Source organism: Streptomyces pacificus (assembly GCF_011766325.1).
GTDB lineage: Bacteria > Actinomycetota > Actinomycetes > Streptomycetales > Streptomycetaceae > Streptomyces > Streptomyces pacificus.
Genome location: NZ_BLLG01000034.1, coordinates 1 through 25959, shown reverse-complemented (window position 1 = coordinate 25959; position 25959 = coordinate 1). Strand labels below are relative to the sequence as shown.

Here is a 25959-nt window from a genome sequence, read left to right as displayed (position 1 = left end):
CACCCCCACACGACACAGCCACCGCATCCGGACACTCCGCCGCCCGAGCAGCCACCACACCATGCACCGTCCCCACACCGAACAACTCCCCACCACCACCCCACTCCCCCAACACCCCCCGCTCCGCGGGGGATGCCATGGCCAGTCGGCCGGCGGGGACGTCCGGTTCGGCCACCGCGCTGGCCAGCAGCGTCTTCCAGTGATCCACCAGGGTGCGCACCGACTCGGGCTCGAAGAGGTCGGTGGCGTACTCGACCTCCAGCCGCAGGCCCCCGTCGCCGCGGTAGACGGACCAGGTGAGGTCGAACTTGGCGGTGCCGGTGGGCACCATGGCACGTTCCACGGTCACGCCGCCGCCCAGCGTGGCGGTCCGCTCCTCCTCGTGCAGCGCGAACACCACCTGGACCACAGGGCTGTAGCTGAGGGAGCGCTCCGGATGGAGGTGGTCGACCGCCACGTCGAACGGCACCCTGCTGCGTGAGAGAGCGTCCAGGACGCAGCCGCGGGCGCGCGAGAGCACTTCCCGGAAGCTCGGATCGCCGCTCAGGTCGATCCGCAGCACCAGCGAGTCGGCGAAGAATCCGACCAGTTCGCCGAGCCGGGAGGTACCACGGCCCGCCACGGGCGACCCCAGCACCACGTCGTCGGTGCCCGAGTGGCGTCCGGCGAGCAGCTGGAAGGCGGCCAGGAGCACCATGTACAGGCTGGCGTTCTCCTCCGCCGCGAACCTCTCCAGGGCCGCCAGGGGCACGTCCGTCAGCGGGAAGGCGGTCGTCGCACCGCGGTAGCTGAACTCGGCCGGACGTGCGCGGTCGGCCCCGATGTCCAGCACGGGGGGCGCCGAGCCCAGTGCCTCGGACCACCGCGCCAGCCCCGCCTCCGTGTCGGGGCCTTCCAGCGTCTCGCGCTGCCACAGCGCGTAGTCGGCGTACTGCACCGGCAGCGGGCCCGCCGCCCGTCCGCCGTTCTCGTACGCCTCCAGCAGCTGGCCCTGGAAGACGTCCAGTGACCAGCCGTCGAAGGCGATGTGATGGAACGTGAGATGAAGCCAGGTCTCGGCGGCGCCGATCCGGTGGATCGCCGCCCTGACCATCGGCCCCGCGGAGAGGTCGAAGGGCCGCAGCGCGTCCTCGCGGATCGCGGTCTGTGCGCGAAAGGACGCCCCCTCGGGCGAGGGTTCACTCCTCCAGTCCCACACCGGGCAGTCGAGTCGGCGGTTGTCCAGCAGCCGCTGGCGCGGCACGCCGGCCTCCTCCTCGATGACCGTGAACAGCACATCATGACGGGCCGCGACGGCGGCCAGCGCGAGCCCGAGCCGCTCCACCGACACCCTGCCCGTGAAGCGCAGGGTGACGGGCACATGGTAGACCGGGCTGCCGTCGAGCCAGCGGTCCAGGAACCACAGCCGCTGTTGTCCGTACGAGAGCGGGCCGCGCTCCTGCGGCCGCCGGCGCAGTGCTCCGGCGGGCCCCCGCCCTCCGGTCGGTCGCCGCGCCTGGGGGTCCTGCGCCGTACGGTTGCCGTCCATGGTCACGCCCTTCTGGGGAGGGAGGGGAGCGGAGAGGTACGCCGCGCAGGGCCGGAGATCCAAGATCGTGTGGGGGGTCGGGGGCTGGAGGCGGTGGTCCGCCGTGTCGGGCACCGGATGGCTCACCGGAGTCCGCGGCACCCCCTCGGCGGTCACGCGAGCGGGCCGTGGGCCCCCGGTCCGCGGAGGCCCGCCGGCGCCTCGCACCCGGTGCGTCGACGAAGTGTCACCGCCGCAGCGCCGGCTCGGTTCCGGACACCCGGCTGAGGCGGTCCGGTGGGTGGTTGAGGCGCAACACGGTCCGCAGCAGCACGTCGGCCCCTTGCGCCAGGGCCTCCGCGGGGGTGTCCTCGGCCGGCGCATGACTCACGCCCGCCGTGCTCGGGACGAATATCATCCCGACCGGTGCCACTGCCTGCACTATCTGGGCGTCGTGTCCCGCGCCGCTGGGCATGGCCAGATGCGCGAGTCCCAACTCGTCGGCGGCTTCCGCGATCACCTGCTGAATCGCGGTGTCCGTCTCCACCGGCCGCGACCTCATCGCGACACGCGGGACCACGCGGCATCCGGTCGCCCGCCCGGCGCGCTCGCAGACGGCCCGTACCGCCGCCTCACCGCGTGCCAGCCGCAGCGGATCGGTGTCGCGGACCTCCGCGGTGAGCCGCGCCGTGCCGGGAACGGTGTTGGTCGAGTTGGGCGCCGCTTCCAGATACCCGACGGTGGCCGTCGAGCAGACGTCCAGCCCGGCCGCGATCCGCCGCACCCCCAGGACCACTTCGGCGGCGGCCACCAGCGCGTCCCTGCGCTCCTGCATCGGTGTCGTGCCCGCGTGCTGTGCCTGGCCGAGGACCTCGATCTCCAGGATGGTCCGGCCGACGATTCCCGCCACCACACCGATCGGCACACCGCGGCGCTCCAGTACCGGCCCCTGCTCGATGTGCAGTTCCAGGAACGCGGCGATGCTGCCGGGTTCCCAGACCGCCTCGGCGAGCCGGTCCGGGTCCCCGTCGCCCTCGGCCAGATACGCGCGGACGGAACGCCCCGTCCGGTCGCGGGCACGGGTTCCGCCCTCCAGCAGCCCGCACATGGCCCGTGATCCCCAGAAGGGGTACTGGACGAGGGCCCCCTCCTCGTTGGAGAACGCCACCACGACGGGCTCGTAGGGCAGTCGGAGCTCCGAGGCAGTGCAGGCTCGCAGTACCTCGATGGCCGCGACCACCCCGTAGGCACCGTCCAGCCGGCCTCCCTGCACCACGGTGTCCACATGAGACCCGATCAGCAGGACCGGGTGTCCGGCCGCCCGGTCCGGCCGCGTCACGAAGAGGTTTGCCGCAGCGTCGGTCCAGGTCACGAGCCCGGCCTCGCGGCAGATCTCCCGCAGGAACGCCCGGGCCCTGCCCTCCTCGGCACTCAGGCCCAACCGGGTGACCCCGCCGGCCGGGTCGGCGCCGATCCGTGCGAGCCTCTCGAGGCAGTCCAGCAGCCTGGCTCTGTCGACACCCGCCACGCCGTGCCTCTCCCCCGCCGCCATCATCAGGCCCCCCGCTCCGTGAACGCCATGTGCGACCACCCCCGGACTGGTTCGTCTTCGTGTTCTCGAACGGCGCCGGGCACCACGACCCGCTGCCCCCTGCGTCTTCGCGTCCTCTTCGCGTCCTCTTCGCGTCCTCTTCGCGTCCTCTTCGGGACCGCCTCGGGACCGCTCCAACGGGCCGAAGTCCTCCCGGGGCCCGGACCATGGCCCGGGTCGTGGTCCGGGTCGTGCTCCAGACCGTGGTCCGGGCCGCCGCTTCACCGGACCGCGTGCACTTTTCACTCTCACGCGCACTGTCGTCGTGGGGACATCGGAGGGGCGAGGGTGACCGTCCGGGATGACGCACGGCTCTTCCGCTTCTTCCCGGGGTTCGCATGCGGCCCGCCGGTCGATCCGGATGCCGCCGAGCTAGCCGGCGGACGGAGGTCCCGGGTCCGGACCGGCCCGCCGCCGTCCATCCGAGCGGAACCCCACCGAGGAGACCGGTACGGTGCGCTGCGGCTCCAGGAGGACGAGCACGGCGGACAACGGGCTGGCGAGCACGGCCGTCGAGCCGGCGAGACGCGTGGTGCTCCTGGAGAACATGCGGATTCCTCTCACGGGAGGCGGGACGAGTGGCGCCGGGCCCGTGGCTCCATGGTGGTGGGGTGTTCGGGAGGGGTGGAAGGGATCGTCCGTGGACGCATCCGTCCCTGGCCGGTTCCGGCCAGGGGATCCGCCGGCTCCGGCAGCGGTCCGCCGACGGGCGCGGCAAGGGCCTCCCTCAGTGCCCGGTTCGAGTCCGCGCGGGTTCGAGCAGTCCCGCAGCGCCCGCCGCCACCGTGGTGTGACGCGGTGTTCGGCCTCGTCGACGTGCGGCCTCATCGACGGAGACCGGCGAAGCGCAGACGCCCAGGACCAGCCGGCCCGGAGCCGCTGGGCGGCAGGCGGTGCACGGCACGGCACCGTCCGGTGGAAGACGCCGCCCCACCGGAGCCGGGGTGCGTTTTCGGAAACACGGCGACCCCGATGGGCGCCGGCCGGACGTGAGCGGGCACCTGCGCAGATCCAGCCGGTAGGAACCGAAGGGGAGCACCGCCACCTGGGCACACGGCTGCGGCGCTGGCCGAAAGTGCCGCTCTGGCAGGCCGGTTTTCAGGGCAGGATGCTGCCTGGCGCACCGTCCGGACGGGTCGCTACCGGCCGGATGTGCAGCCGAAGCAATCGCACCACGCGTCAACCCCCGACATGCGACCATCGGAGAACGCGATGCTGCAAGCCCTGGGCCTGGACCTGACCACGGAGCGCGTGTACCGGGCCATGCTGGCCCACCCCGAGGACGACATGCGGCGGATCGCCGCCCGCCTGGGGCTGGACGACCAGGAGATCGGCCGTGCGCTGGACCGGCTCGGCGCGCTGTCGCTGGTCTATCCCGTCGGCCGGGAGTCCGGCCTTCCCCGCGCCCTGGGGCCGGAGACGGCGATGGAGATCCTGCTGGCCCGCCAGGAGGCGGCCCTCGCCGCCCAGCGCCAGCGGGTGGAGTCGGCCCGTGAGGCGGCGGCCCGGCTCATCGCCGAGTGCGCGGCCGTCGCCGCCCCCGGGCACAACGGCGACACCGTGGAGCGGCTCGCCGGCATCGGCGCCATCCGGCTCAGACTGGCCCAACTCACCACCAGGGCCCAGCAGTCCGTACTGACCCTCACCCCGGGAGGCGACGACACCGAGACCGGCATCGCCGCCGGCCGGGCCCCCGACCAGGCCATGCTCACCCGCGGTGTCGCCCTGCACGGTCTGTATGTCGACAGCGTGCACACCCACCCGCCCACGCTGAAGCACCTGGAGTGGATGAGCGGTCAGGGCGCCCGCATCCGCACGGTGCCGTCGCTCCCGCTGCGGATGGTCGTCATCGACCGTGGCATCGCCGTCCTGCCGGCCGACGACGAGGACGCCCGGGCCGCCGCCTTGGTACTGCGCGGGCGCAGCCTGCTCACCGCCCTGTGCACGCTGTTCGACCAGCTCTGGGCCACGGCCACACCACTGGGCACGCAGCCGCAGGAGTCCCGGCAGCGGCCCCACGAGGCCGGCCTGAGCCGTCAGGAGCGGGAAGCACTGCGGCTGCTGTCCCAGGGGCTCACCGACCAGGCCGTCGCCAAACGCCTCGGCATCTCCCCGCGCAGCGCCCGGCGCATCGCCGCCGATCTGCTGCACCGTCTGGGCGCCCGCAGCCGCTTCGAGGCGGGAGTCCGCGCGGCGCTCAGGGGCTGGATCACGGACGACGGCAGCGACTGACCTCCCCGCCGGTGTCCGCCGGCGCGTGCCGGCGACCGGACACAGGCCGGCGGAGCGGGGACGTGACGCGCATGGCGACCAGCAGCCGTACAAGGCGACGCGAACGGAACGAGGGCCACCCGGCGATCTGGGTCGGCTACGGCAAGCTGGCCAAACCCTTCCGCACCGAGCGGCGCCGGGTCGGCGAGAGACTACAGAGACGACCCGACGAGCACTGCCAGGTCGATGAGGCGGTTCGAGTAGCCCCACTCGTTGTCGTACCAGCCGACGACCTTGACCTGCGGGCCGGACACCCGGGTGAGCCCGGCGTCGAAGACACAGGAGGCCGGGTCGCCCACGATGTCGGTGCTGACCAGTGGCGCGTCCATGTAGGACAGCAAGCCCTTGTACGGTCCCGAGGCCGCCGCCGCGTAGGCATCCTTCACCTCGTCCACCGTGGTGCGGCGGGGCGTGGTGACCGTGAGGTCGGTGACCGAGCCGGTGGGGACGGGCACCCGCAGGGCGAAGGCGTCCAGCCGGCCGGCGAGTTCCGGCAGGACGAGGCCGATGGCCTTGGCGGCGCCGCTGGAGGTGGGGATGATGTTCAGGGCCGCGGCCCTGGCCCGGCGCAGGTCCTTGTGGGGGGCGTCCTGGAGGTTCTGGTCCTGCGTGTAGGCGTGGACCGTGGTCATCATGCCGGTGTCGATGCCGATGGCGTCGTGCAGCACCTTGGCCAGGACAGCGAGACAGTTGGTGGTGCAGGAGGCGTTGGAGATGATGGTGTGGCGCTCTGGATCGTAGGCGTCGTCGTTGACGCCCATCACCAGCGTGATGTCCTCGCCGCTGGCCGGAGCGGCGATGATGACCTTCTTCGCGCCGCCTTCGACGTGTGAGCGCGCCTTCGCGGCGTCGGTGAAGATGCCGGTGGACTCGATCACGATGTCCACTCCCAGGTCGCCCCAGGGCAGGGCGCCGGGGTCGCGCTCGGCGAGGACCTTGATCGTCTGGCCACCCACGCGGATCACGCCCGGCTCGGCGGTGATCTGCTCCGGGAAGCGCCCCAGGATCGAGTCGTAGGCGAGCAGGTGGGCCATCGTGGGCACGTCGCCCAGGTCGTTGACGGCGACGATCTCCAGCTCCGAAGGCCGCGCCGCCGCCGCACGGAAGACGTTTCGACCGATGCGCCCGAAGCCGTTGATGCCGATTCGCACAGTCATGGGGGTGTGTTCCTCACCTAGCGCTCTACCAGTTCATTGACGCGCCGTTGCGCCAGGGCATGCCGCAGACCGTGCGCCCGGACCAGGCGTCGGCACGCAAGCAATGAGGAGCCTATATAAGTCTGCGATATATTTCCAGGGTGACTTCTACGCAGCGTGCCAACACCAACACAGACTTGGATGTAGGTGTCCTCACCAGGGCGATCGAGAACTTCAACCGCTACTACATCCGGCTTCCGGCGGTGCAGAAACTGTCGTTCACGACACTGTCCGTGCTGGACACCCTGGCCTTCAGCGGTCCGAAGCGGCTGACCGAACTCATCAAGACCGAGCAGATCAGCCAGCCGGGGCTCACCCAACTGATCACCCGGCTCGAACGCGACGGTCTCGTGGAACGCCGCCCCGACCCGACGGACGGACGCGCCGCCCTCGTCCACATCACCGACAGCGGCCGAAAGATCGGCCAGGCCCGGCACGAGGACCGGGGCCGTCGCCTGATCCCGCTGATAGCCCAGCTGACGCCCGCGGAACGAGAGGCCATTGCCGCGGCTCTGCCCGCCCTGACCCGCCTAGCGGAACTCGGGGCCGAAGCCGGACGGTAGGGCCCAATCCTATCCATCCATTGTTCGAACGCGTCGGCCACTCCCACGGACCGACGACGAGACAACGTTACGGCCGCTCGGTGGTGGCGTGGAGGGCCGGGTTTTGACATCCTCCCAGGCCTTCAGGCCCGGGAGGATGTCAAGTGCGTGATCTGCTCGTCCAGGCCGACGTCCTGCCCCCGGCCGACCGGCAGCTGCTGTTCTTCCAGCGCACACTCGCGGAGAAACTCCCCACTGTCAGCGACCCCGGGCACCGGCGACTGTTGGAACTCTTCACCACCTGGCATATCCAGCACCGGCTGAACACACTCGCCAGCCGCGGCCCGCTCACCGGGAAACAGGTCCAGCAGGCTCGCCGTGAACTCCACCTCGCGACCGCCTTCCTCGGCCACCTCACCCAGCGCGGACGCACCCTCGCCGAGTGCACCCAAGCCGACGTCGACGCCTGGTACGCAGGCAACTACCTCGCCCGGCGCCTCATCCACACCTTCCTTCGCTGGGCCATGCGCTCCAAGCACATGCCGAAGGCCACCCTCCCGCACCGTTCCACGAGCAACCCCGCCCCACTCGCCCAGCACCACCGACTCGCTCTACTTCGGCAACTCGTGAATCGCGATGATGTCCCGCTCCACGACCGCGTTGCCGCCGTACTCGTCCTCCTCTACGCGCAGCCACTCACCCGGATCGTCCAGCTCACCACCGACGATGTCGAGCACAAGGACAGTGAAGTCTGTGTCCGGCTCGGCGACCCGCCATCCCCCGTCCCCGCTCCCTTTGCCGGGATGCTGCTGAGCTACCTCGGCCAGAGGCCGAACACCATGACTGCCACCAGCCCTCATGCCCGGTGGCTCTTCCCCGGGCGCCGGGCCGGACAGCCCATGACTCCGAAGACTTTGCAACTCAGGCTTCGCCGTCTGGGCTTCCCAACCCAGAGGGGACGCGCAGCAGCGATCCGGCACCTCGTTCTCCAAGCCCCGGCTCCCGTCATCGCCCGCATGCTTGGCTACCTTGACGACACCACTGCCCAACTTGCCGCCGAGGCCGGAGGAAGCTGGCAGCACTATGCCCCCGGCGACCACTCACGGTGACCACGAGTCCTCACCAAGACAGGAATACGCGACTCTCGATTACGCGATGCCGCCAGTTCCGCACCCCTGAGAGGGCACGACAGGAGAATCACCCGCTCATGAACATCGACGGGCCAGTACTGCGGGTCGGCCTGGACGAGTGGGAGGCGTTCGCGGCACGCGACTGGTCCCTGGAACGCCTTCCGGCGTTCACCGCTTCCTGAACAGACATCTGCCCTGTTCTCAGCGGTGAGTTGATTGGTTCCGGCGCGGCCCCTGCGGACTGTCCTCGAGGCCCCCCGACGGACTGGCCCACCGAAGAGCGGGAGCGCCGTCCTCGGTGAGCATGTCCGCCAGCAGGTCGCAGTAGTGGCGCAGGTCCTCATGCCAGCCGACGAACGAGGCGAAGTCCCGCATGTGGAGGGCCAGTCGAAGGGTGGCTGCGCGTGCGGTGCCGCGCGGGACGGCGGCGGTTCCGTGGCTGCCGGTGTAGCCGGAGAGCAGGGCGTGGGCCGCGGCCGGGTAGTCGACCGGCGGGCCCTGTCCGGCGGAGCCGAGGCCGCGCGCGGCGGCGGCGCGCAGTTCGTGCAACTCGCCCAGGAGCCAGCCGAGATCGAGTGCCGGGTCGCCCCCGGTGACTTCCTCGCCGGCGAGGAGGACGGTGTGGCCACCGGCAGGGGAGGGGACCAGCCAGCCGGTGCTGGGCGCACCGTGCAGCAGGACCGCCCCTCCCCTGCCGGGTGGTTCGGCCGCGGCCTCGGACCAGTCCGTCAGCCTCGTCCACAAAGAGCGGCCGAGCCGGGTGCGGGCCAGCGTGCGCAGCCGTGTCGCTCCGGGGGTGTTCTCCTCTCCCGAGATCCAGGCCAGGAGCCGTCGCACGCCGTGGTGGGGCGGCCGCTCGGGGAGTTCCCAGGGTTCGTGGTGGAGCCGCCGCAGTGTCCTGCCCACGTCCGCCAGCGCACTGACGGAGAGCCGGAAGGCGGTGTCGTCGCCGGAGGGCAGCAGCCGGGCCACGGAGAATGCGCCTGGCGCGCGGTACAGCACGCCTGTCCGCACGCCCGGCCGTGTTTCACCGTCCGGCGCCGGGTCGGTGACCCACTCGCCCAGGGCGAGCCGGGCACCGCTCCGGTCTTCGGCGGCGTTGCCGATGCGGGTGCCGGCGGCATCGGCCGTGCGGACGGCGGTGTCTACGCGGCGCAGTGCCGCGCCGACCAGCGCCGGCGGAAGGCACTGCGGACGGGCGTGTGCCGGCCCGGGTGCGCGCAGCCAGGTGAATCCCGTGCCCCCGTGGTATCGCACGGTGATCCGCAGATAGCGGGTGCCGTACTCGCGTACGGTGACGGGCTCCGCTTCCGACGGCCGCAGACCCCCTGGCGGCTCGGCGGCCGGCGCCGAGGAAACGGTGAACGGCTCAGCCACTGCGCCGCCGCCGGACAGCTTCGATGATCTCCCGGGCGTCCCGAAACGCCGCTTCCCGGCCTTCGGTGAAGAGCACTCCGGCGCAGTTGAGGATCACCTCGTCCACTCCGGCGTCCCGGTACTCGTCCAGTCGGGCGGCGATGTGGTCTGCCGAGCCGAACACGAAAGTGCCGCTGTCCACCAGGGAGACGGCACCGGCCCTCGGGTCGGACGGTTCGGCCGGCACGCCGGCCCGGCGCAGCATGTCCGTGTAGTGGTCGGCCGTGAGGTGCCCGGAGGCGGCCGTGTACGCGAGGACGTAGGGGTCCCGCCCTGCGCGCTCCACCGCGACGTGGACGACGGTCGCGACGCGGCAGCGGGCGTCCCTGTCCTCGGCCCCTTCCTCCAGGGCGGGCAGCAGGGTCTCGGCGACGTATCCGGGTGGGGTCATCCAGGTGATGGCGACGTCCGCGACGCCGCCGACGGTACGTGCCATGTTGGGGCGCAGCACGCCCGCACCGACCTCGACGCCCGGGTGCTCCATGGGTATCAGCCGCCCCCGCAGCGCGTGGTAGTCGCCCGCGTGGTCGACGATCTCCCCATCGAGCAGGGAGCGGACCGTGCGCAGGTAGTCCGCGGCCATCGTGCGCGGGCTGGCATAAGGGCGTCCGTTGAGGCTGCGTACGAACGCCGGTGCACCGACGCCGTATCCGGCCACCACCGTGTGACCGGTCGTCAGGGCCAGTGAGCGGGCCTGGAGGGCGGCGTCGTACGGATGGCGCAGCGGCATCAGGGTCACGCTGGTGCCGACGGGGACGCGTAGCCCCGCTCCGGCGAGATGGGCGAACGCCTGGTGGGTCTCCACCTTGAGCGACTGCCCTGTCCACAGGCGGCGGGCGCCGGTGTCGCGTACCAGTTCACCGAAGGGCCGCAGGGCGTCCGGGGTGTCCGGCATGTTCGGCACGAGCACGCTCGGGAGCCCGTTCGGCGCCGTACCCGGCGCCGAACGGGCGGAGGCGCCCTGAGCAGAGGTGTTGTGGCCGGAGGCGTCGGTGGTCACGGGGCAGCACACCTTCCCTTGTCTCTGATGCGGTGACTCCTGCAGGAGCTGTTGTTTTATCTTGACGAACTGTTGTGTTACTACTATGTTCCTTGCATGAGCCCAGTGAGCCATCGCGAGGGAATGCCGATCTACAACCAGCTGAGAGTGCTGCGCGCAGAGCGCGGCCTCAGCAGGGTCGCGCTGGCCGGTCTGGTGGAAGTGCACCCGCAGACCATCGGTGCCATCGAGCGGGGCGACTACTACCCGAGCCTCGATCTGGCGTTCCGGTTCAGCGACGTGTTCGGGCTTCCGGTCGAAGCGATCTTCGGTCGTCAGCCCTTCGCCCCGCTGTCCGCCCAGCTGTACAACAAGGAGGAACGCTCATGAGCCGGCAGGGTTCTGACGAGACGACGGATCTGGTCCGCAGCCCCATGGTCCCCGTGGCCGTTTCGCTCTGCGCGCTGAGCGTGGCCATGGTGGTGCTGTCGCTCGTCTCGGACGGCAATGCGTTCTCCGACTCGTGGTGGCTCGTTGCCTTCGTCACCTGGCTGCTGCTGTGGGGCGTGTTGCGCTCGATGACCCGCGGCGTGGCCGAACGGCCGCTGAAGGGACTCGACGAACGCGAACGCGGGCTGCGCGACCGGGTCTCCTTCATCGGATACCAATGTGCGGTGGGCTCCGGCATGGTCACCGTTCTGCTCATGGTCGTCTTCCAGAACGAGCCCGGAATGATCGAGCGGATGCCCGCGCTGCTGACGACGCTGATGCTGACGTCATCGGCGCTGCCCTCCATCATTCTGGGTCTGTCCGGTGCGGGCGTCGGGGACACCGGGGCAGATCAGGACGAGTGACGCGACCGCCGGAAGCCGGTGACTCGGCTCTCGTGCGACAGGGCGGGTGCCCACCGATTGCGGCGGTGGGCACCCGCCCTGTCCTCAGCGGTTCACCCGGCTCAGCAGGAGTGGTCGAACGTGTTGTCGATCGACACGGCCGAAATGGCGGACGCGGCGGAGATGCAGGCCTGCGACGAGGTGGTGATGGTGATGGTGGCGCCCGGGGCCTCCACCGCCGGCACGAGCTCGTCGGCGTCGGCGTAGGCGGAGTAGCCGCTGATCAGGGACTGGGTGTTCATGATGACTCCCATCGTTGACAGGGGAATGGAAAGGTGACCGGATCGGCAATGCCGTCAATGCCTTCAATGCCGGCAATCACGTGCTCCGGCTGCGGCAGAACGATTCCCCGACCGGCGCCGTGCTGGCAATGGGGATGACCGCATGCGGACACTGGCCGCTATCGGCCAACATCCCGCATTGAGCCGGTACTTGACTCGCACTATGCTCGCCGGGGTGACCCGAAATCAGCTACGCCGCCTGGTGTTGGACAATGGTCTACGGGTGTTGTTGGCACCGGATCCCGTAGGCGCTTCGATCGGTCTCGCGGTGCACTACGGCGTCGGCTTCCGGACCGAGCCCAGGGGGCATACGGGCCTCGCGCACCTCTTCGAGCACCTCATGTTCCAAGGCGGTCGTGATGCCGCACCCGGCGGGTACCTGCCCGAGGTACAGCGCGCAGGCGGTTTCGGCGACGCCAGGACCCGCCAGGATGTGACGGTCTACTATGCCGCCGCACCCGCGTCCGCATTGGACATGCTGCTCGCGCTCGAAGCGGACCGCATGCGCGCGCCTTGTATTTCCGCGCGAAATCTGCGCACGCAGACAGCGGTGATTGACGAGGAGATCCGCCTCATGGTTCGCAATCGCCCTTACGGCGCCTTCCCCTGGGTGCTGTCGCGTGCCCTGCACACTCGTGCGGAGAACACCAGGGACGGGTACGGCGAAACCGCCGACCTGGCGGCCCTCGACATTCCGCTGTGTGAGAAGTTCTTCGCCGACCACTACGGCCCCGGAAACGCCGTGGTGACACTGACCGGCGCGTTCGACCCGTCAACGGCGGAGCGTCTCGTGCGCCGGCGCTTCGGTACCCTGCCGGCGCGTCCGTCGGTGGACGCGCCCGACGCGCACGAGCCGTTGCCGGGAGAGGAGCGGCGGCTGACGGTCGCCGATCCTCACGCCGGTCTGCCCGCCGTGGCGGTGGGCTACCGGATGCCGGACCCGGTGAGCGAGCGCGCCGACTATCTCGCGCACCTCGTCCTGGCCGCGCTGCTCGGACAGGGCAGGCAGGCCCTGCTGCGCCGGGGGCCGACCGCGGACGCGGAGATGTCGAGCCTCTCGGTGGGCTGCGGTCTGTTCGGGCTGCCGCTGGACACGGCAGGGCCCGATCTGCTGACGCTGTTTGCCGTGCACGAGCACGGCGCCGAGGGCGTCCTGGCCGCACTGGACGGCACGCTGGAGGCGCTGGCGCAGGACGAGGTCGGTGCCGGACTGCTGCGTGCCACGACCGCCCGCTGGGCCGCCGGGGCACTGCGCGAGCTCGGTGACCCGGGCACGCGGGCACAGTTGCTCGGTCTGCGCGAAACGCTTTTCGGCGAGGCCGAGTTGACGCAGACGCTGCCGGAGCGGGTGCGGACCGGGGTGACAGGTGAGCAGGTGAGCCGGGCCGCCGCCCGGCTCAAGTCCTCGCACCGGGCGATTGTGCGCTTCATACCGCAGGAGGCCGCGCCACGGGGCGCCGCACGACAGAAGGCGGCTGACTGATGCTGTTGTCCAGCCACGGGACGGGGGGGTGGCCGGGCCTCGTGGGGGCGCCGGTCCCGCAGGGCGGCACAGAGAAGGTTGATCTTGCGCCGGGCCAGGGCGTTCAGGGTCTGGTGGTGTCGTCTGCCTTCGGATCGTCTGCCTTCGGATCGTTTCCGGTCGTCGGTCACCGCGAGCCAGTGGCGTTGCCCGGCGGTGCCGAAGCCTGCGCCGGCGGCCGTGGTCCCCTCCCGGTGCGGTGTGTGGCGCGGCTCCTTCCGCCTGGCCCCGCTCTGTTCAGCGGTCCTTCGCCATGCCTCATCAGCAGTCCAGGAGAAGTGGCGGGGCAGAGGGATCGGCCACCTGAGCCGTTGAGGGCAGCCGGCACGGCAACCCTTCCCGCCCCACCCGCGCTGTCCCGGAGTCGCGAACCCATGGGACGCACTAGAGAAGGCAGGGCGGCATGACCGGGAGGGCGGCGAGCGGACGCCGCCTCCACGGCATCCGGCCAAACGCCGGCCGAACGGCGGCGAGCGGCTTGGACGCGGGCCTCGCCCACGGGCGGCTGCCGCTGCCCGATGCCGACATCACCCTCGGCAACGGACTGCGCGTGGTGGTCTGTTCGGCCCCCGTCATCCCCCTCGTCGAGATCCGGCTCACCGTCCCGTACGCCGCCGCAGGCCCCGGCGAGGTGGCGCTGTGCCAGCTGCTGGCCGGGATCCTGATGCACGGCACAGCGCACCGGGAGGCGGACAGCTACGACGCGGCGCTCGCCGCGCACGGCGCCACCCTGAACGCCACCGCGGACGCCCGCAAGTTCACCGTCTCCGGGCACACCATGGCCGACGCCCTGCCCGCCGTACTCGCCCTGCTGGCCGAGACCGTCCGCAGTCCCCGGCTGACCGGGGACGTCATCACCCCCGAACGCGACCGGCTGGCACGCCGTATACGGCTGGCCACCCACCAGCCGGCGGCCCTCGCGCAGCATGCACTGCTGCGGCGGCGGTACGGCGAGGAGGCCGCGGCCCGCCGGCAGCCGACGCCCGAACTGGCCGCCGCCTGCACACCGGACGGTCTGGCAGAGGTGCACACGCGGCACCTGGGGGCCAGGGGTGCGGTGCTCGTGCTGGTCGGCGACCTGAGGCCGGAGGAAGCCGTCGCCACGGTCACGGACGTGCTCGATTCGTGGGAGGCGGGGCCCGACGGTGACGTACCCGAGGTGCCGCCGTGGTTCGCGGGCGGGCCGCTGCGCCGGGTGGACCGGCCCGGGGGCGTCCAGAGCGTGATCCGGCTGGCCACCCCCGCGCTGCCCCGGCCGGACCCGGGCTATCCGGCCCTGCACCTGGCCCAGTTGGTCTTCGGCGGGTCCTTCGCCTCCCGGTTGGTCACACGACTGCGCGAGGAGGAAGGGTACGCCTATCAGCTCGGTTCGGGCATGGAGTCGGTACCGGGGGCCTCGACGCTGATGATCGAGGCGGACACCGCTGCCGAGCACACCGTGCCGGCCCTCGCGGTCATCAGGGGAGAGCTGGAGCGCATGGCGGCCGAGCCGCCCTCGGTGCGGGAGGTCGATGCCGCCAGGAGTTACGCGGTCGGCTCCACCGCGACGGCGATGTCGTCACCGGGCGCCCTGGCATCCGGTCTGGCGAACCTGCTGCACATCGGGGTCGGTTCCGACTGGTTGCACAACTGGGGGCCGCTCCTGGAAAGCGTGCCGTACGATGCGGTCGGCGAGGCGGCTCACCGGTTCTTCCGGCCCGCCGATTTCACGGGCGTGGTCGTCGCAGACGAGGCGTCGGTGGCACCGCTGCGCCGGGGCGCCACCGACGAACTCGACTTCTGAACGGCTTGAGGGGGCCGTGCTTGCGGGTGGTCCGCTCTCAGGCGCGGCCCCCTCAAACGACGTGGGCCGATCAGGCGGGTCAGCCCCGGCCCTTCTTGATACCCGCGATGACGGCGATGAGAAGGGCGAGTCCGACGGCGATCCAGAGGGCGGTGCTCATGAAGTACTCCCAGGTTGTCAGGCGGCTCGGGGCCAGGTGGATGTGTTCCGGATAGGGACGGGTGGACACAGGGGCAGCGGCGCTGTTCCTGTGGTGCGGTAAGGCGCCCCGTCAGGGGCGCGGGGCCATGGCATTCCGGGGCTCCGCCGCGACGGAGGTCCCCCTGTTCGAGCGCGGCCGAGAACGTGGGGGAGCAATCAGCCCCCACCGGCCCGCAGGTTCGTCGACGCGCTTCCAGCGGAGCGCTGGCGCAGCCGCAGTGCCTCGGCGAGCGGAACCCGGGAGCCGCTGCGCAGCACGCTGTTGGCGTACATCCGTCCGGCGATACGGGTCGTCCCGGCCAAGGCGGCGACCGCCAGCACCAGGGAGAGGGCGATCTGCCAGGCCGGAGCGGTACCGAGCAGTATGCGGGCCGGCATCAGGATCGGGCTGAGCGGAGGTACGAGCGACAGCCACTCGATCACCGGGTCGTGTGCGTTCTTGCTCAGCAGGGCGATGCCCAGCACAAACGGCGTGGTGATGAGCAGCATCACCGGTTGCACCACCCCCTGGAGGTCCTCCTGCCGTGAGACACGCGCAGCCGCTGCGGCCAGCATGGCGGCGAACAGGAAGAAGCCGAGGAGGAACCAGACGCCCAGCGTCACCAGCGTCCCGCTCGCGGCGGTCGGCAGGGTGACGGCGTCGGTGCCCTGGGCGAGCGCCACCGCGGCCGAGCCGAGCAGCACGAGCTGGGTGAGGCCGACCACGGCCACACCGAACAGTTTCCCGGCGAGGAGCTGCCAGGGGCGAATGGTGGAGAGGAGCAACTCCACCACGCGGCTGGTCTTCTCCTCCACCACGCCCTGCGCCAGCAGGATCCCGTAGAAGACGAAGAAGAAGTACAGCAGCCCGGTGGAGGAGAGGATCAGCGCGAACTGCTCGGCCGCGCTGTTCTCCGACGGTTCCCGTGCGTCGACCTTCACGGAGGCCGACGCCACGCGCTTCCTGAATTCCCCAGGGTCCACGCCCGCGCGTTCCAGTTCCCGGGTGGTGCGCTCCTCGGCGGCCGCGGCCCGCACCACGGCGAGGAGGTTCTCTTCCGCCTCACGTTCCACGGACAGCGTGAGTTGCCCGTCGGTGCGGCCGAGCACGGCGGAGAGCTCCCCGTCACGCAGGAGCCGATCGGTATGGTCGCCGTCGACGGTGACGAACTCGAAGTCGCCCGCCCCTTCGGCCACCGCGGCGAGCACCGGGCGCATCGCCGAGGCGTCCCGGTCGACGCCGACCCTGGTCGGCCCCTCCGTGGAGACGAGGATGACCAGGGCGTAGACGCCGAGTCCGAGGAGCAGCCCCAGGGTGCTCAGCAGGAAGGACTTCGTCCGCATCCTGCTGTTGATCTCCCGCCGGGTGACCAGGCCGACCGCTCGGCGGGCCGACAGCGCGCCGGGGCCGTCCCGGGGGCCGGCGGTGCCCCTGCCCGAGGCGGAGGCCTCTTCCCCGCCGGGTACATCCCGGCCGGTCGCCTCGCCCGGCGCTCGCGCCGCCGTGCTCATCGCTCGCCGCCCTCGGTCCGGTTGCCCGCCGATGGTCCGGCGCCCGCCGTCGCGCCCGCCGTCGCGCCTGCGCCGGCCGTCTCTCCGGCGTCCTCTTCCGGCGGGCGCGTTCTGGCGACCAGGTCGCGGTACAACTCGGTCAGCGAGGGGTGTTCGGGCACGAAGGCGGAGACCGGCCCGGTGGCCAGCGCCGCGTGGAGCACCCGCTGGTCATCCGCGCCTTTCGCCAGGCGGAGCCGCGTACGGGTGCCCTCCCGGCTCACGACCTCCACGCCCGCCAGTCCCGCGGCCCAGTCCTCGCCCGCCGCCGGGGCATCGACCAGCAGCCGGCGATCGGCGTCCTCGCTCAGCTCCTTGACCGTTCCGCAGGCGATGAGCCGCCCTCCGCCGACGATGCCGACCCGGTCGCAGACGCGCTCGACGAGCGACAGCTGATGACTGGAGAACATGACGGTCACCCTGTCGGCGGCCCGTTCGGCGAGCACGTCGCGCATGACGTCCACTGCGACCGGATCGAGGCCGGAGAACGGCTCGTCGAGCACCAGCGCCTTCGGTCCGTGGACCAGCGCCGCGGCCAGCTGGACCCGCTGCTGGTTGCCGAGGCTGAGGTTCTGGACCTCCTCGGACGCGCATGAGGAGAGCTCCAGTCGCTCGATCCACCGGCCTGCCGCCGCCCGTGCTGCGGCCGGCGGCAGGCCGTGCAACTCGCCTAGATAACGCAGGTGTTCGCCGACCTTCATCCGCGGATAGAGACCGCGCTCCTCGGGCATGTAGCCGAACTGCCTGCGGGCGGCGAAGTCGACCGGACGGCCGAGCCACCGGACCTCTCCGGCGTCGGGCGTGAGGACTCCGAGGATGATCCGCATCGTGGTGGTCTTGCCGGCCCCGTTGCTTCCCACGAAGCCGAACAGCTCACCGGCGCGGATGTCGAAGGTCATGCCGTCGACGGCCTGGCGTCTGCCGAAGCTCTTCCGTAAGGCGTCGACCTCCAGCGCCGGCACAACCATGTCGCGCACCTCCCCGGTTCAATGCGTTAACTAGCTGAAGTATTGTGTTAACACATCATCTCGTCAAGCGAGCAATGCGCTTTGACGCTCCACCACATAGACGTGCTTCTCCGCCTGATCCGTGACCGGGCTGCGGTCCCAGCCGGCCCAGCGGCCGGTCACCCGCAGTCCCGCGAGCCGGGCCATCACGTCGAACTCGGCGGGCCAGGCGTACCGGCTGACCTCGGGCACCTTCCGCAGTCCGCCGGGGCCCACGACCGTGTGGACGACCAGGGCGGACTGGAGCGACTGGTTCACCTGGATCGTGTCGAGCAGCAGCGCGTCCGGCGCGAGATGGCCGACCCGGGTCGTCGTCTCGGTAAGCCGGTGGTACACCTGCGGGTTGTACGTCTCGAAGACCGCGACCCCGCCGTCCGCGAGGGCGTCGTGTATGCCGCGCAGGCAGTTGATCTGCTGCTCCTGGTCGGGAAGCATGAAGAAGGTGTTGAGCGCGGTGAGGACGAGGTCGTACCGCTCCTCGACGACCAGCGCGCTGAAGTCCCCCACCGAACTGGTGACAGCGCCCGTGGGGTCGTTCTCATGGAGTTTCGCCAGCATCGCGGGGGACGCGTCCACACCGTGCACCCGGTAGCCGTGCTTGGCCAGCGGGATCGCCAACCGGCCTGTCCCGACGCCCAGTTCGAGCAGGGAGGCGGGCGCGGGGCGCAGTTCCCGGAGGAAGGCGACCATGGACTCGACGGCGGGGCCCGTGGCGGGGTAGAGCGAGTCGTAGATGTCCGCCAGCGACTCCCCGTACGCGCTGCTGCCCTCGCCCGGCTTCGGGTCCTTGCCGAACGTCGGACCTCTGCCGGATGCCGTGCCGTCGGGGCCGCCCGGCGCGGAGGTGCTCGGCCGGTGCTCGGTCTGCCGGGGTGTTTCCGTGGTCATGGTTGCCTCCGTGAGTCGTCAGGCGGGTGGGTGTTCGTGCTCGGGCCCGGCGCGGCCGCCGGGGGCCGGTGCCTCCAGGCCGGCCCGCAGCCTGTCGGCCGCGGCCAGCACGTCGGGAAAGGACGCGGGCGCCCACGCCTCGCGTCTCCCGCTGGTCGTACTGCGGCCGGGATGGGGCGGGACGACGACCACGTTGCGCCGCGCGCGGAGCTTGGCGGCGTGTTCCGCGTACGCCGCGCTCTCCGCGCCGCCGGGCGGCAGCGCGGGCGCCAGCGCGATCGCCGCCTGTGTGCACTGAAGCGCGAGGAGGGAGGGCGAGTCACCCAGCCCGATGGCCACTCTGGCCAGGTAGTTCAGTGTCGCCGGCAGCACCACGACCGCGTCGGGCCACTGTGCGAGGTCCACGTGCCGGGCCCTTGGCTCCGGCTCGTCGGACCACCGGTCCACCAGCACGTCGCAGCCGCCGATGGCGACCAGCGCCTCCCGGGTGACGAACCTGGTGGCCGCTCCGGTCAGTACGTAGCGGACCTCCGTCCCGGGGTGCCCGACCTTCAACCAGCTCGCCCAGAAGGGCAGATGGGCGGCGGCCACCGAACCCGTCCCGATCACCAGCAGGCGCCGCGCCCCCACTGGTTCGACCGCACCCGCCGTACCGCTCACCGGGCCGCCGCCCTGACCCCCGGCACGGGCGCCACCGGGCCGCCGGACGGGGCAGCGCCGACGGGCACCGAAGTGCCATCGCGCCCTGTGGGGAGGCTGGTTGCCGAAGAAGCTCCGGGATCCGCTGGACCGGTGCCGGCCCCCCGCTTCCGCAGGGCACCGCGCAACGCCTGTCCGTGCACCAGCTCCTGGTAGAGCGCGGAGCGCGCCAGCAGCTCCTCGTGCGTACCGCGATCAACGATGTGCCCCTCGTCCACCACCACGATCAGGTCGGCGTCCTGCACGGTGGAGATGCGGTGCGCGACCACGATCACCGCGCGCTCGGCCGCGAGACCGCGCATCAGCGTCCGCAGCCGCTCCTCGTTCTCGCTGTCGAGCTGGGAGGTCGGCTCGTCGAAGATGACGATGCGCGTGTCCCGCAGCAGGACGCGGGCGGCCGCCAGCCGCTGGCGCTGACCTCCCGACAGGTCCTCGGCCCGCCCCAGCTCGGTGTCCAGACCCTCCGGCAGCGCTTCCACGGCGCCGCGCAGCGCCAGCGTTTCCAGCGCCCGCCACAGCTCCGCGTCCGGTATGTCGCCGTCCTGGCCGAGCTGGAGGTTCTGCCGCACCGTGCCCTCTACGAGGGTGAAGCTCTGGTCGACGTAACTGATCTCACCGCGCAGCTGGTGCAGGGGCCACTGCTCGACCGGCAGCCCGCAGACGGAGATACGGCCGGAGTCCGGCAGGAGGAAGCGTTCGGTGAGTCCGAGCAGCGTCGTCTTTCCCGCCCCGGAGGGCCCGATGACGGCGGTGAGTCCCTGTGCGGGGGCCGCGAAGGTCGCCTCGTGGATGATGGTGCGCCCGCCGTCCGTGTAGGTGACCGCGTCGAACTCCACCGCGGGCGCGGTCGGTGACGGCTCGACCGGGGAGGTGGCCCCGGAGCCCTCCGACGCGATGGTGAGCACGCTGTTGAGTCGCCCGCGCGCGGCCAGTCCGCTCTGCATCCGGGCCACGCCCGAGACCAGCAGGGTCAGCGGCGCGACGAGTTGCAGCAGGTAGACGATGAAGGCGGCGAACTCGCCGATGCCCAGATCCCCGGAGGCGAGCCGGGCACCGCTGGTGACCATCACCGCGATGATCGAGAGCTGTTGGCCGAACTGCATCGTGGGCCCGACCAGGGCGGTCACCCGCGCGACCGATACGGCGGCCTTGCGCGCGTCCTCGACGCTGTGGCCCAGCGAGGACGCCACCCGGCCCTCGGCGAGGAACGCCTTGACCGTGGGCAGGGACAGCACGGCCGCCGTCATCTGCTGCGACATGGCCCCGATGGCGTTCTGCTGGCGTTCCACACCGCTGCGGATCGACCGTACGCACAGGTAGATGCCGACACCGGCGATCGCGAAGGTGCCGACCACGACGAGCAGCAGAACCCAGTCCAGCATGCCCATGGCGATCAGGGTGCCGACGGCCAGGAAGAGCGAGGAGGGGATCTGCGCCACACCGACATCCACCACGGAGCGCAGCTGCGTACTGTCGGAGCTGGCGCGGGCGACCAGATTGCCGGCCCCTTCGCGCCGCACCCGCCGCAGCGGCAGGGTCAGGATGTGCGAGACGATGCGGAACCGTGCCTCGGAGACCAGGCCTTCACCGGCCCGGGCGAGCAGATAGGAGGAGAGCGCCGCCGCCAGCCCGGCGCCCACCGCGAGGCCCGCCATCATGAGCAGCGGACCGACGGGACGTTCGTCCCCGGCGAGAGCCATCACCAGGTCGCGGACCTGGAGAGGGAGGGCGAGGGTGGCGGCGGCCGAGAGCAGGCTCATCACCACCGCGGCGGCCACGGTGGCCTTCCTGCCCTCCAGAAGCTGTGCGAAGACCCGCAGTTCGTCGGTGCCGTCCGGGCGTGGTCGTCTGGCCATGGTGAGGGACCTCCTGCAGTGTGCGGTGGCATCCGGCCACCGTCGGGCGCACGGCCGGCAGTTCAGGTCGCGGAGCCCTGTGTGGCCGGTGATGTGTCGTCGGTGGCCGGGACAGGCTCGACCGAGCCGCCGCTCGGCGCGGTCCGGGGGGCCGTGTTCCACGGCCAGTCGCTCGAGTCGAGATTCCGGGCAGGGTCGGCGGGGTCCACGTTCGCCGCGACGCACGCCGCCCCCAGTTCGGCGGCCGTCGGACGGTCGCGATGCTGTTCGGCCGCGTCCACGAAGGCCCGCGCGACGACATGCGCCCGGTGTTCGCCGAAGCTCAGTCCGCGCATGCCCGTACGGTCGTCCTTCGGCTCCCACGCGGCCGTCACGCCGGGTGCGACCACGTGGGCGAACGCGGGCGCAGGCCCTTCCGGCAGGCCAGTGGCCAGGGCGCTTTCGGTCACCGCGTCGACGGCGCCCCAGGAGCCCGAGCTCAGGTAGACGACCATGCCGTCGTTGCGCGGCAGGCTCGCCGGATTGGAGATGATCTTCGCGCGGTAGGTCACGGAGCGGCTCTGCAGGGCGCCCAGTACGGCATGCCAGAGCTCGGGCGCCGCGTCGGCGTCGGCCACCCGCAGATAGAGCCGCAGCAGAGCGCCGCCGCCGGCGCGGCCCGTTCCGCTGTCCACGAGGAAGAAGCCGGGAGAGACGAGCGGGCGGGCCGACGGGAGGTTCATCAGCACCACCGGGCGTCCGGGATCGCCTGCCGTACGACCGGTCTTCCTCAGCGTCACCGAGTCCGGGAGGCCCACACGCAAGCCGTCCATCTGAACGACCCGCCGGCCGGCGGCCGAGCGCTGCTCGGTGAGGATCCCCGCGGCGACCGTCTCCGCGTGCGGAGTCGCCTTCACCAGTCGTGCCTCGAAGTCCGGCGCGCGCAGCGTCCTGGGCGACTCGCGGTCCTTGACCCCGCGCCCGGTGTGCAGCACTTCGTACAGGGTGCGGGCGAGCATGAAGCGCATCGCCGACGCGGACTCGGCGGTCACCTCGTCGTCGCGTACCCAGGCCGTCTTGCCGTCCGGTGCGATCCGCACGTCCTCCAGCGCCAGACGGAGCCCGGCCGAAAGCACCGGTGCGGGCGCCCCGTTCGCGGAAGTCCGCTCCGGTACGCGACCGGGCGTGGCGGTCTCTTCGATGCGCGTGCTCATGGAGCCTCCCCGAGTCCGACCGCACAGACGAAGCTCCGCGGGTCGAGTAGCGCGGTCCTGCCGATGCCCGCCGCTGCCCGGACGATGGCCGACAGCCGGCCGCTCTCCCTGGTCGAGGCGATCAGCCGGTCGATCAGATGCCATCCGGCGTAGGACGTGGCGCGCACCACGAGTCCGTCGTCATCGGGGCCGCCGCCCTCGCGGTAGCCACGGTGGAACTCGGAGATCAGCGGAAGTACGCGGGCCAGCTCCTCGCTGCCGCGCGCCACGACCTCCTCGTGGGTGAGCCTGACCGAGAACGCGTCGTCGGTCTGCTGTGCGGGAATCCGCAACACCGCACGGTGCAGCCACTCGCCGACGTACGCCCCGACATCGCGTGCCGGGTCACCGAGCCGGAACTCCTCCCAGTCGTTGACGTAGAACGCGGTGTCGGTGAGCAGGAACTGATCCAGCCGCAGGTCACCGTGGATGGGCACGCGTGCGAACCCGGCTTCGGCCGCTCGCAGCCGCTCAAGCTCCCCGAGCAGCGCCGCATCACGCTGCAACAGCCCCCATGCCTGGACGAAGGCGCCGGTGGCGTTGACGTAGACCTCCAGCGGCAACGACCGCAGGTCCTCGACCGGTGGGTACGGGTGGGGATCCGGCTCGGGAAAGTCCTCGGCCCGGAAGGGGAGTCGGTGCAGGGCGGCCAGTGTCCGGCCCGCCTCCGCCGCCATGAACCCGGTGAACTCCTCGTCCGCGGCGAGTTCACTGCCGGATCTGATGCCGTCCAGCATCCGGAAGACCAGCAGCCGCTGCTCCTCATCGCCCCCGATGAATTCCGGGCTGGGGAAGGAACGGACTCCGCCCTTCGCGAGGCGCTCGAACGCCATGACCCTTCGGTAGCGTTTCAGGGATTCCTTGGGACTCCCTTTCAGCTGTTTCACGAATACCGAACTGCCGGTGTCCGTGATGCCGGACCAGTTCTCGTTCCGACCAGGATAGGAGTACACCTCCGAGGTCCTCAGTGAACCCAACCGGAGTCGGCCCAGGAGCTGTTCGACCGATGCACCCACGGGACTTTCGACAGCGGTCGCGGAAGACCGGCCCTGCGGGTTCTTAATCTTTTCGCCTGCCACAGATGCTTTCTATCGCGGGATGCTGCCGCCGGACAACGAATTGACCGGCATCGGCCATCATCGGCAGGGGCGCGCCGGCCGCGGTGCGGGACGGCCGCCCGGCGGTCCGACCCGTCACGGTGACCGGACACGGCGACCGGACACGGCGCGGCGGGTACGTGCCGCGGGTGCGGCTTTCGGAGCCGGGGCCCCCTCGGAAGTCCCGGGGGCGACATGGGAGGTCCGATATGAAAGGGGAGAGCGGCGGCTGGTGACGGTTTCCTCCGCCAACCGTCACCAGCCGCCGCTTTTCCCGACCTGCCCCGGAGCGCACCCGAACCCCGAACCGGGGTTTCGGTATTCGTTTCTCCCGCTCAGCCCACGAGGGTCGCGGACAGCGAGGCTCCGATCAGATGATGCCTCGACGCACAGCCCACACCACTGCTTCTATCGGGGTTTCGACGTCGACGCAATCGCATATCGACCGGACTTTACGCCGGAGTGTGCGGTCGCTGATCTCCATACGGCGGGCGACCTGCGTCATGGTGCAGCCCTGGGAGACGAGTTGAAGGATCCTCAGATGATGGTTTCCTAATCTGACGTGGGGTTCCCTCAAAGAACTACTCAAATTCATCTATCAACCTCGTGTGCATCCGCCGGTGAGGCGTCTGATTCCGATGCGCTAAAAAACTCGAAGAAATGAGACCGGTTCCCGATGCAACTGACGGTCCAAAAGTTTCCTTTCGCCTATCGACCCGAAAATCCTATGATTCCATTGAGACGTGCAAGTGGGCTGATGGGGACGCACGGTATCCGGCGCCGGCGGCGCAGGAGGTTCTGCACCTTCGGGCGGCGGCAGCCCCGGCGGCGGGCCGGGAGCATGAGGACGTCACGGCTGCGCTGGGGGCGCTCTGAAGACCGTGGACAACTGGTGGGCGAAGAGGCGGCCCCGGAGGCAGAGAGGTACTGCTCGCGCGGTCACCCGGTGGGCGCGCATCGGCTGCCGGGGGATGCGGAGCAGGACGCGTGAGGTGCTGTGTGATCAGCGCCCCGGGAAGCGGCGGTGAACCGGAGCCCCTGAGCGGTGCGGCATCGGCACGAGGTGGGGGACAAGCCCGGTCATGCGGCGCGCCGGCAGCCGGCTCCCGGTGAATTCGGTGTCCGCGACCAGCACCAAGGGCCCGCATGCGTTCACGGTCTTCACCGAGACCGGCGCCGACGCGATGCCCTGCCCTCTGGAACGGCTTGCCGGCACTTCGACCATAAGATCCATCTGGCGGTCGGCAGGCACTCCGCGCGGCGCGCCGAAACAGTCAATTCCCGACTCGCTACCCACCCGGACAGCATTCAGCCGTACTCCCGTCCCCGTATTCATCCGATCTCAATTCCGACGAACCCATAGAAGCCGAGCTCAAGGACGCCCCACCCAATGACGACCGGCCCGGGAAACGGGTGTCGCGAAGTTATCCTTGACCTCGGCGGTCACGCACCGATAGCTGCGGCGCCGACGGCAACAACTGCCTGGCCGACGGCCGGAACGGCCATGACCGGCGCGGTCTGCGCCCGGGGAGCACGCTCGGCCGGCGAAGTCCTCCAGCCAGGCGTCCTGATCCGCCCAGAAGCATGGACTTCCCCCTTGACTTGCCTGAACCACACGGACGGGCCGCGGCTGCCACGCCTGGAGGGCGGGCAATGAGGCGCCGGTCTGTCCGTGACCCCGAACGTGCCGTCAGTATATGAAGCACCGGATCCGCTTGATCAAGGCTTCACCCATGTGACTGGCGCCACACCGCAAATATTTTGGCGGAATTTGATATTCCGCATACATTGGACCATTTCCCCGAAGTCTGCAATTCAGTTCAGGCGTATACACGGTGCCACCTTCCGGTAAATCACGCCCTCTATTCTCAGTCGTCCGCTACGGCAGCCGCAGACAGGTCCGCCGGCGTGCGCCGCTGCTGCTCAGCGGCTCGAAGGGGCTGCGGGCCGCGCCGCAGGCGGGCCGGGCCGCCGAAGCCGCCTGCGGCAATCGCCCGGGGGCGTTCGGGGGTGGATCGCGCGCGGCCCCCTCTCGCAGAACGGGCTCCCCGCGTCCACGGCGGAGCCCCGTCGCGTAATGACATCCATTTTCATGTATTGTCTGCTGCTCACCGCACACCACCCACTCCCGGAGGTCTCCATGGCCGTACCCAAGCGCAGGATGTCGCGCAGCAACACCCGCCACCGCCGCGCGCAGTGGAAGGCCGTCACCCCTCAGCTGGTGACCGTCACGGTGGACGGCGTGCCGTACCGGGTCCCGCAGCGGCTGGCCAGGGCGTACGAGCGCGGTCTGCTCCGCCCCGAAGGCTGACGGCGGATGGCCCACGACCCCTCGCCG

At 70.8% G+C, this 25959-nt stretch carries 24 protein-coding genes; 9 read left to right on the top strand and 15 right to left on the bottom strand.

The annotated features are described in order from the left end of the window. The 3 genes from SCWH03_RS27840 to SCWH03_RS27830 all read right to left on the bottom strand — a co-directional run. Positions 1–1528: condensation domain-containing protein (locus SCWH03_RS27840; protein WP_254077081.1), on the bottom strand; the 1528-nt coding region annotated here is incomplete at its 3' end. Positions 1529–1754: 226 nt separating this feature from the next. Further along, on the bottom strand, positions 1755–3035 hold the full coding sequence (locus SCWH03_RS27835; protein WP_173267620.1) for a Zn-dependent hydrolase: 1281 nt from the start codon (positions 3033–3035) through the stop codon (positions 1755–1757). 435 nt (positions 3036–3470) lie between these two features. Continuing rightward, positions 3471–3647, bottom strand: coding sequence for a hypothetical protein (locus SCWH03_RS27830; protein WP_173267618.1), 177 nt, complete (start codon positions 3645–3647; stop codon positions 3471–3473). Between the two features lie 642 nt (positions 3648–4289). On the opposite strand from SCWH03_RS27830, the gene SCWH03_RS27825 reads away from it, so the two are divergent. Next, a complete protein-coding gene (locus SCWH03_RS27825) occupies positions 4290–5330 on the top strand; it encodes a LuxR C-terminal-related transcriptional regulator (RefSeq protein WP_254077080.1) in 1041 nt (346 codons plus the stop codon). Between the two features lie 191 nt (positions 5331–5521). Here the strand turns inward: SCWH03_RS27825 and gap are convergent, their stop codons facing one another. Next, positions 5522–6526 (bottom strand): type I glyceraldehyde-3-phosphate dehydrogenase, encoded by a 1005-nt coding sequence (gene gap, locus SCWH03_RS27820; protein WP_173267615.1) that lies wholly within the window; start codon positions 6524–6526, stop codon positions 5522–5524. A gap of 140 nt (positions 6527–6666) precedes the next feature. On the opposite strand from gap, the gene SCWH03_RS27815 reads away from it, so the two are divergent. Together SCWH03_RS27815 and SCWH03_RS27810 are read left to right on the top strand one after the other, a co-directional pair. After that, the gene (locus SCWH03_RS27815) at positions 6667–7128 is read left to right on the top strand and encodes a MarR family transcriptional regulator (protein WP_173267613.1); all 462 of its coding nucleotides are present in this window, start codon (positions 6667–6669) and stop codon (positions 7126–7128) included. 143 nt (positions 7129–7271) lie between these two features. Beyond that, on the top strand, positions 7272–8216 hold the full coding sequence (locus SCWH03_RS27810) for a site-specific integrase (protein WP_173267611.1): 945 nt from the start codon (positions 7272–7274) through the stop codon (positions 8214–8216). Positions 8217–8438: 222 nt separating this feature from the next. Here the strand turns inward: SCWH03_RS27810 and SCWH03_RS27805 are convergent, their stop codons facing one another. Both SCWH03_RS27805 and SCWH03_RS27800 read right to left on the bottom strand, forming a co-directional pair. Further along, positions 8439–9614: a hypothetical protein gene (locus SCWH03_RS27805; RefSeq protein ID WP_173267608.1), complete on the bottom strand. Its 1176-nt coding sequence runs from the start codon at positions 9612–9614 to the stop codon at positions 8439–8441. Further along, complete coding sequence (locus tag SCWH03_RS27800; protein WP_272491132.1) at positions 9607–10653, bottom strand: LLM class flavin-dependent oxidoreductase; 1047 nt, start codon at positions 10651–10653, stop codon at positions 9607–9609. The genes SCWH03_RS27805 and SCWH03_RS27800 overlap by 8 nt, the downstream gene beginning before the upstream one ends. A gap of 96 nt (positions 10654–10749) precedes the next feature. Here SCWH03_RS27800 and SCWH03_RS27795 point away from each other — a divergent pair, with 96 nt between their 5' ends. Together SCWH03_RS27795 and SCWH03_RS27790 are read left to right on the top strand one after the other, a co-directional pair. After that, positions 10750–11022 carry a helix-turn-helix transcriptional regulator gene (locus SCWH03_RS27795; RefSeq protein ID WP_173267606.1) on the top strand — a complete coding sequence of 91 codons (273 nt, stop codon included), beginning with the start codon at positions 10750–10752 and terminating at the stop codon, positions 11020–11022. Beyond that, positions 11019–11486 carry a hypothetical protein gene (locus tag SCWH03_RS27790; protein WP_173267604.1) on the top strand — a complete coding sequence of 156 codons (468 nt, stop codon included), beginning with the start codon at positions 11019–11021 and terminating at the stop codon, positions 11484–11486. The genes SCWH03_RS27795 and SCWH03_RS27790 overlap by 4 nt, the downstream gene beginning before the upstream one ends. Before the next feature lie 101 nt (positions 11487–11587). On the opposite strand, the gene SCWH03_RS27785 is transcribed toward SCWH03_RS27790, so the two are convergent. Next, a complete protein-coding gene (locus tag SCWH03_RS27785; RefSeq protein ID WP_216854818.1) occupies positions 11588–11767 on the bottom strand; it encodes an LxmA leader domain family RiPP in 180 nt (59 codons plus the stop codon). A 14-nt stretch (positions 11768–11781) separates the two neighbouring features. On the opposite strand from SCWH03_RS27785, the gene SCWH03_RS27780 reads away from it, so the two are divergent. From SCWH03_RS27780 to SCWH03_RS27770, 3 genes are all read left to right on the top strand, one after another. After that, entirely contained in the window at positions 11782–11949 is a 168-nt protein-coding gene (locus SCWH03_RS27780; RefSeq protein WP_173267602.1) for a hypothetical protein, read from the top strand. A gap of 32 nt (positions 11950–11981) precedes the next feature. Then, entirely contained in the window at positions 11982–13289 is a 1308-nt protein-coding gene (locus SCWH03_RS27775; protein ID WP_173267600.1) for a M16 family metallopeptidase, read from the top strand. Positions 13290–13731: 442 nt separating this feature from the next. After that, positions 13732–15111: a M16 family metallopeptidase gene (locus SCWH03_RS27770; protein ID WP_173267598.1), complete on the top strand. Its 1380-nt coding sequence runs from the start codon at positions 13732–13734 to the stop codon at positions 15109–15111. Between the two features lie 79 nt (positions 15112–15190). Here the strand turns inward: SCWH03_RS27770 and SCWH03_RS27765 are convergent, their stop codons facing one another. The 8 genes from SCWH03_RS27765 to lxmK form a co-directional block, all read right to left on the bottom strand. Next, entirely contained in the window at positions 15191–15340 is a 150-nt protein-coding gene (locus tag SCWH03_RS27765; protein WP_173267595.1) for a hypothetical protein, read from the bottom strand. Between the two features lie 128 nt (positions 15341–15468). Beyond that, positions 15469–16803 carry an ABC transporter permease gene (locus SCWH03_RS27760; RefSeq protein WP_173267593.1) on the bottom strand — a complete coding sequence of 445 codons (1335 nt, stop codon included), beginning with the start codon at positions 16801–16803 and terminating at the stop codon, positions 15469–15471. Continuing rightward, positions 16800–17810 (bottom strand): ABC transporter ATP-binding protein, encoded by a 1011-nt coding sequence (locus tag SCWH03_RS27755; RefSeq protein ID WP_173267591.1) that lies wholly within the window; start codon positions 17808–17810, stop codon positions 16800–16802. The genes SCWH03_RS27760 and SCWH03_RS27755 overlap by 4 nt, the downstream gene beginning before the upstream one ends. A gap of 63 nt (positions 17811–17873) precedes the next feature. Further along, a complete protein-coding gene (locus SCWH03_RS27750; RefSeq protein WP_173267589.1) occupies positions 17874–18737 on the bottom strand; it encodes a class I SAM-dependent methyltransferase in 864 nt (287 codons plus the stop codon). Between the two features lie 18 nt (positions 18738–18755). Next, on the bottom strand, positions 18756–19397 hold the full coding sequence (locus SCWH03_RS27745) for a flavoprotein (protein ID WP_173267588.1): 642 nt from the start codon (positions 19395–19397) through the stop codon (positions 18756–18758). Then, positions 19394–21292, bottom strand: coding sequence for an ABC transporter ATP-binding protein (locus tag SCWH03_RS27740; protein WP_173267586.1), 1899 nt, complete (start codon positions 21290–21292; stop codon positions 19394–19396). The genes SCWH03_RS27745 and SCWH03_RS27740 overlap by 4 nt, the downstream gene beginning before the upstream one ends. Positions 21293–21354: 62 nt before the next feature. After that, complete coding sequence (locus tag SCWH03_RS27735; protein WP_173267584.1) at positions 21355–22485, bottom strand: T3SS effector HopA1 family protein; 1131 nt, start codon at positions 22483–22485, stop codon at positions 21355–21357. After that, positions 22482–23540, bottom strand: a complete 1059-nt coding sequence (gene lxmK, locus SCWH03_RS27730; protein WP_216854817.1) for a class V lanthionine synthetase subunit LxmK — start codon at positions 23538–23540, stop codon at positions 22482–22484. Before lxmK ends, SCWH03_RS27735 begins: the two co-directional genes overlap by 4 nt. Positions 23541–25761: 2221 nt before the next feature. Here lxmK and rpmF point away from each other — a divergent pair. Beyond that, complete coding sequence (rpmF, locus tag SCWH03_RS27720) at positions 25762–25932, top strand: 50S ribosomal protein L32 (RefSeq protein WP_173267622.1); 171 nt, start codon at positions 25762–25764, stop codon at positions 25930–25932. Positions 25933–25959: the final 27 nt, after the last annotated feature.

Bases quoted from the DNA above. Each gene is read 5' to 3' on its own strand.
- SCWH03_RS27770 (WP_173267598.1), top strand. From the start codon at position 13,732: ATGACCGGGAGGGCGGCGAGCGGACGCCGCCTCCACGGCATCCGGCCA.
- SCWH03_RS27825 (WP_254077080.1), top strand. From the start codon at position 4,290: ATGCGACCATCGGAGAACGCGATGCTGCAAGCCCTGGGCCTGGACCTG.
- SCWH03_RS27750 (WP_173267589.1), bottom strand. From the start codon at position 18,737: ATGACCACGGAAACACCCCGGCAGACCGAGCACCGGCCGAGCACCTCC.
- SCWH03_RS27790 (WP_173267604.1), top strand. From the start codon at position 11,019: ATGAGCCGGCAGGGTTCTGACGAGACGACGGATCTGGTCCGCAGCCCC.
- SCWH03_RS27830 (WP_173267618.1), bottom strand. From the start codon at position 3,647: ATGTTCTCCAGGAGCACCACGCGTCTCGCCGGCTCGACGGCCGTGCTC.
- SCWH03_RS27760 (WP_173267593.1), bottom strand. From the start codon at position 16,803: ATGAGCACGGCGGCGCGAGCGCCGGGCGAGGCGACCGGCCGGGATGTA.
- SCWH03_RS27785 (WP_216854818.1), bottom strand. From the start codon at position 11,767: ATGAACACCCAGTCCCTGATCAGCGGCTACTCCGCCTACGCCGACGCC.
- SCWH03_RS27740 (WP_173267586.1), bottom strand. From the start codon at position 21,292: ATGGCCAGACGACCACGCCCGGACGGCACCGACGAACTGCGGGTCTTC.
- SCWH03_RS27795 (WP_173267606.1), top strand. From the start codon at position 10,750: ATGAGCCCAGTGAGCCATCGCGAGGGAATGCCGATCTACAACCAGCTG.
- SCWH03_RS27755 (WP_173267591.1), bottom strand. From the start codon at position 17,810: ATGGTTGTGCCGGCGCTGGAGGTCGACGCCTTACGGAAGAGCTTCGGC.
- SCWH03_RS27735 (WP_173267584.1), bottom strand. From the start codon at position 22,485: ATGAGCACGCGCATCGAAGAGACCGCCACGCCCGGTCGCGTACCGGAG.
- rpmF (WP_173267622.1), top strand. From the start codon at position 25,762: ATGGCCGTACCCAAGCGCAGGATGTCGCGCAGCAACACCCGCCACCGC.
- gap (WP_173267615.1), bottom strand. From the start codon at position 6,526: ATGACTGTGCGAATCGGCATCAACGGCTTCGGGCGCATCGGTCGAAAC.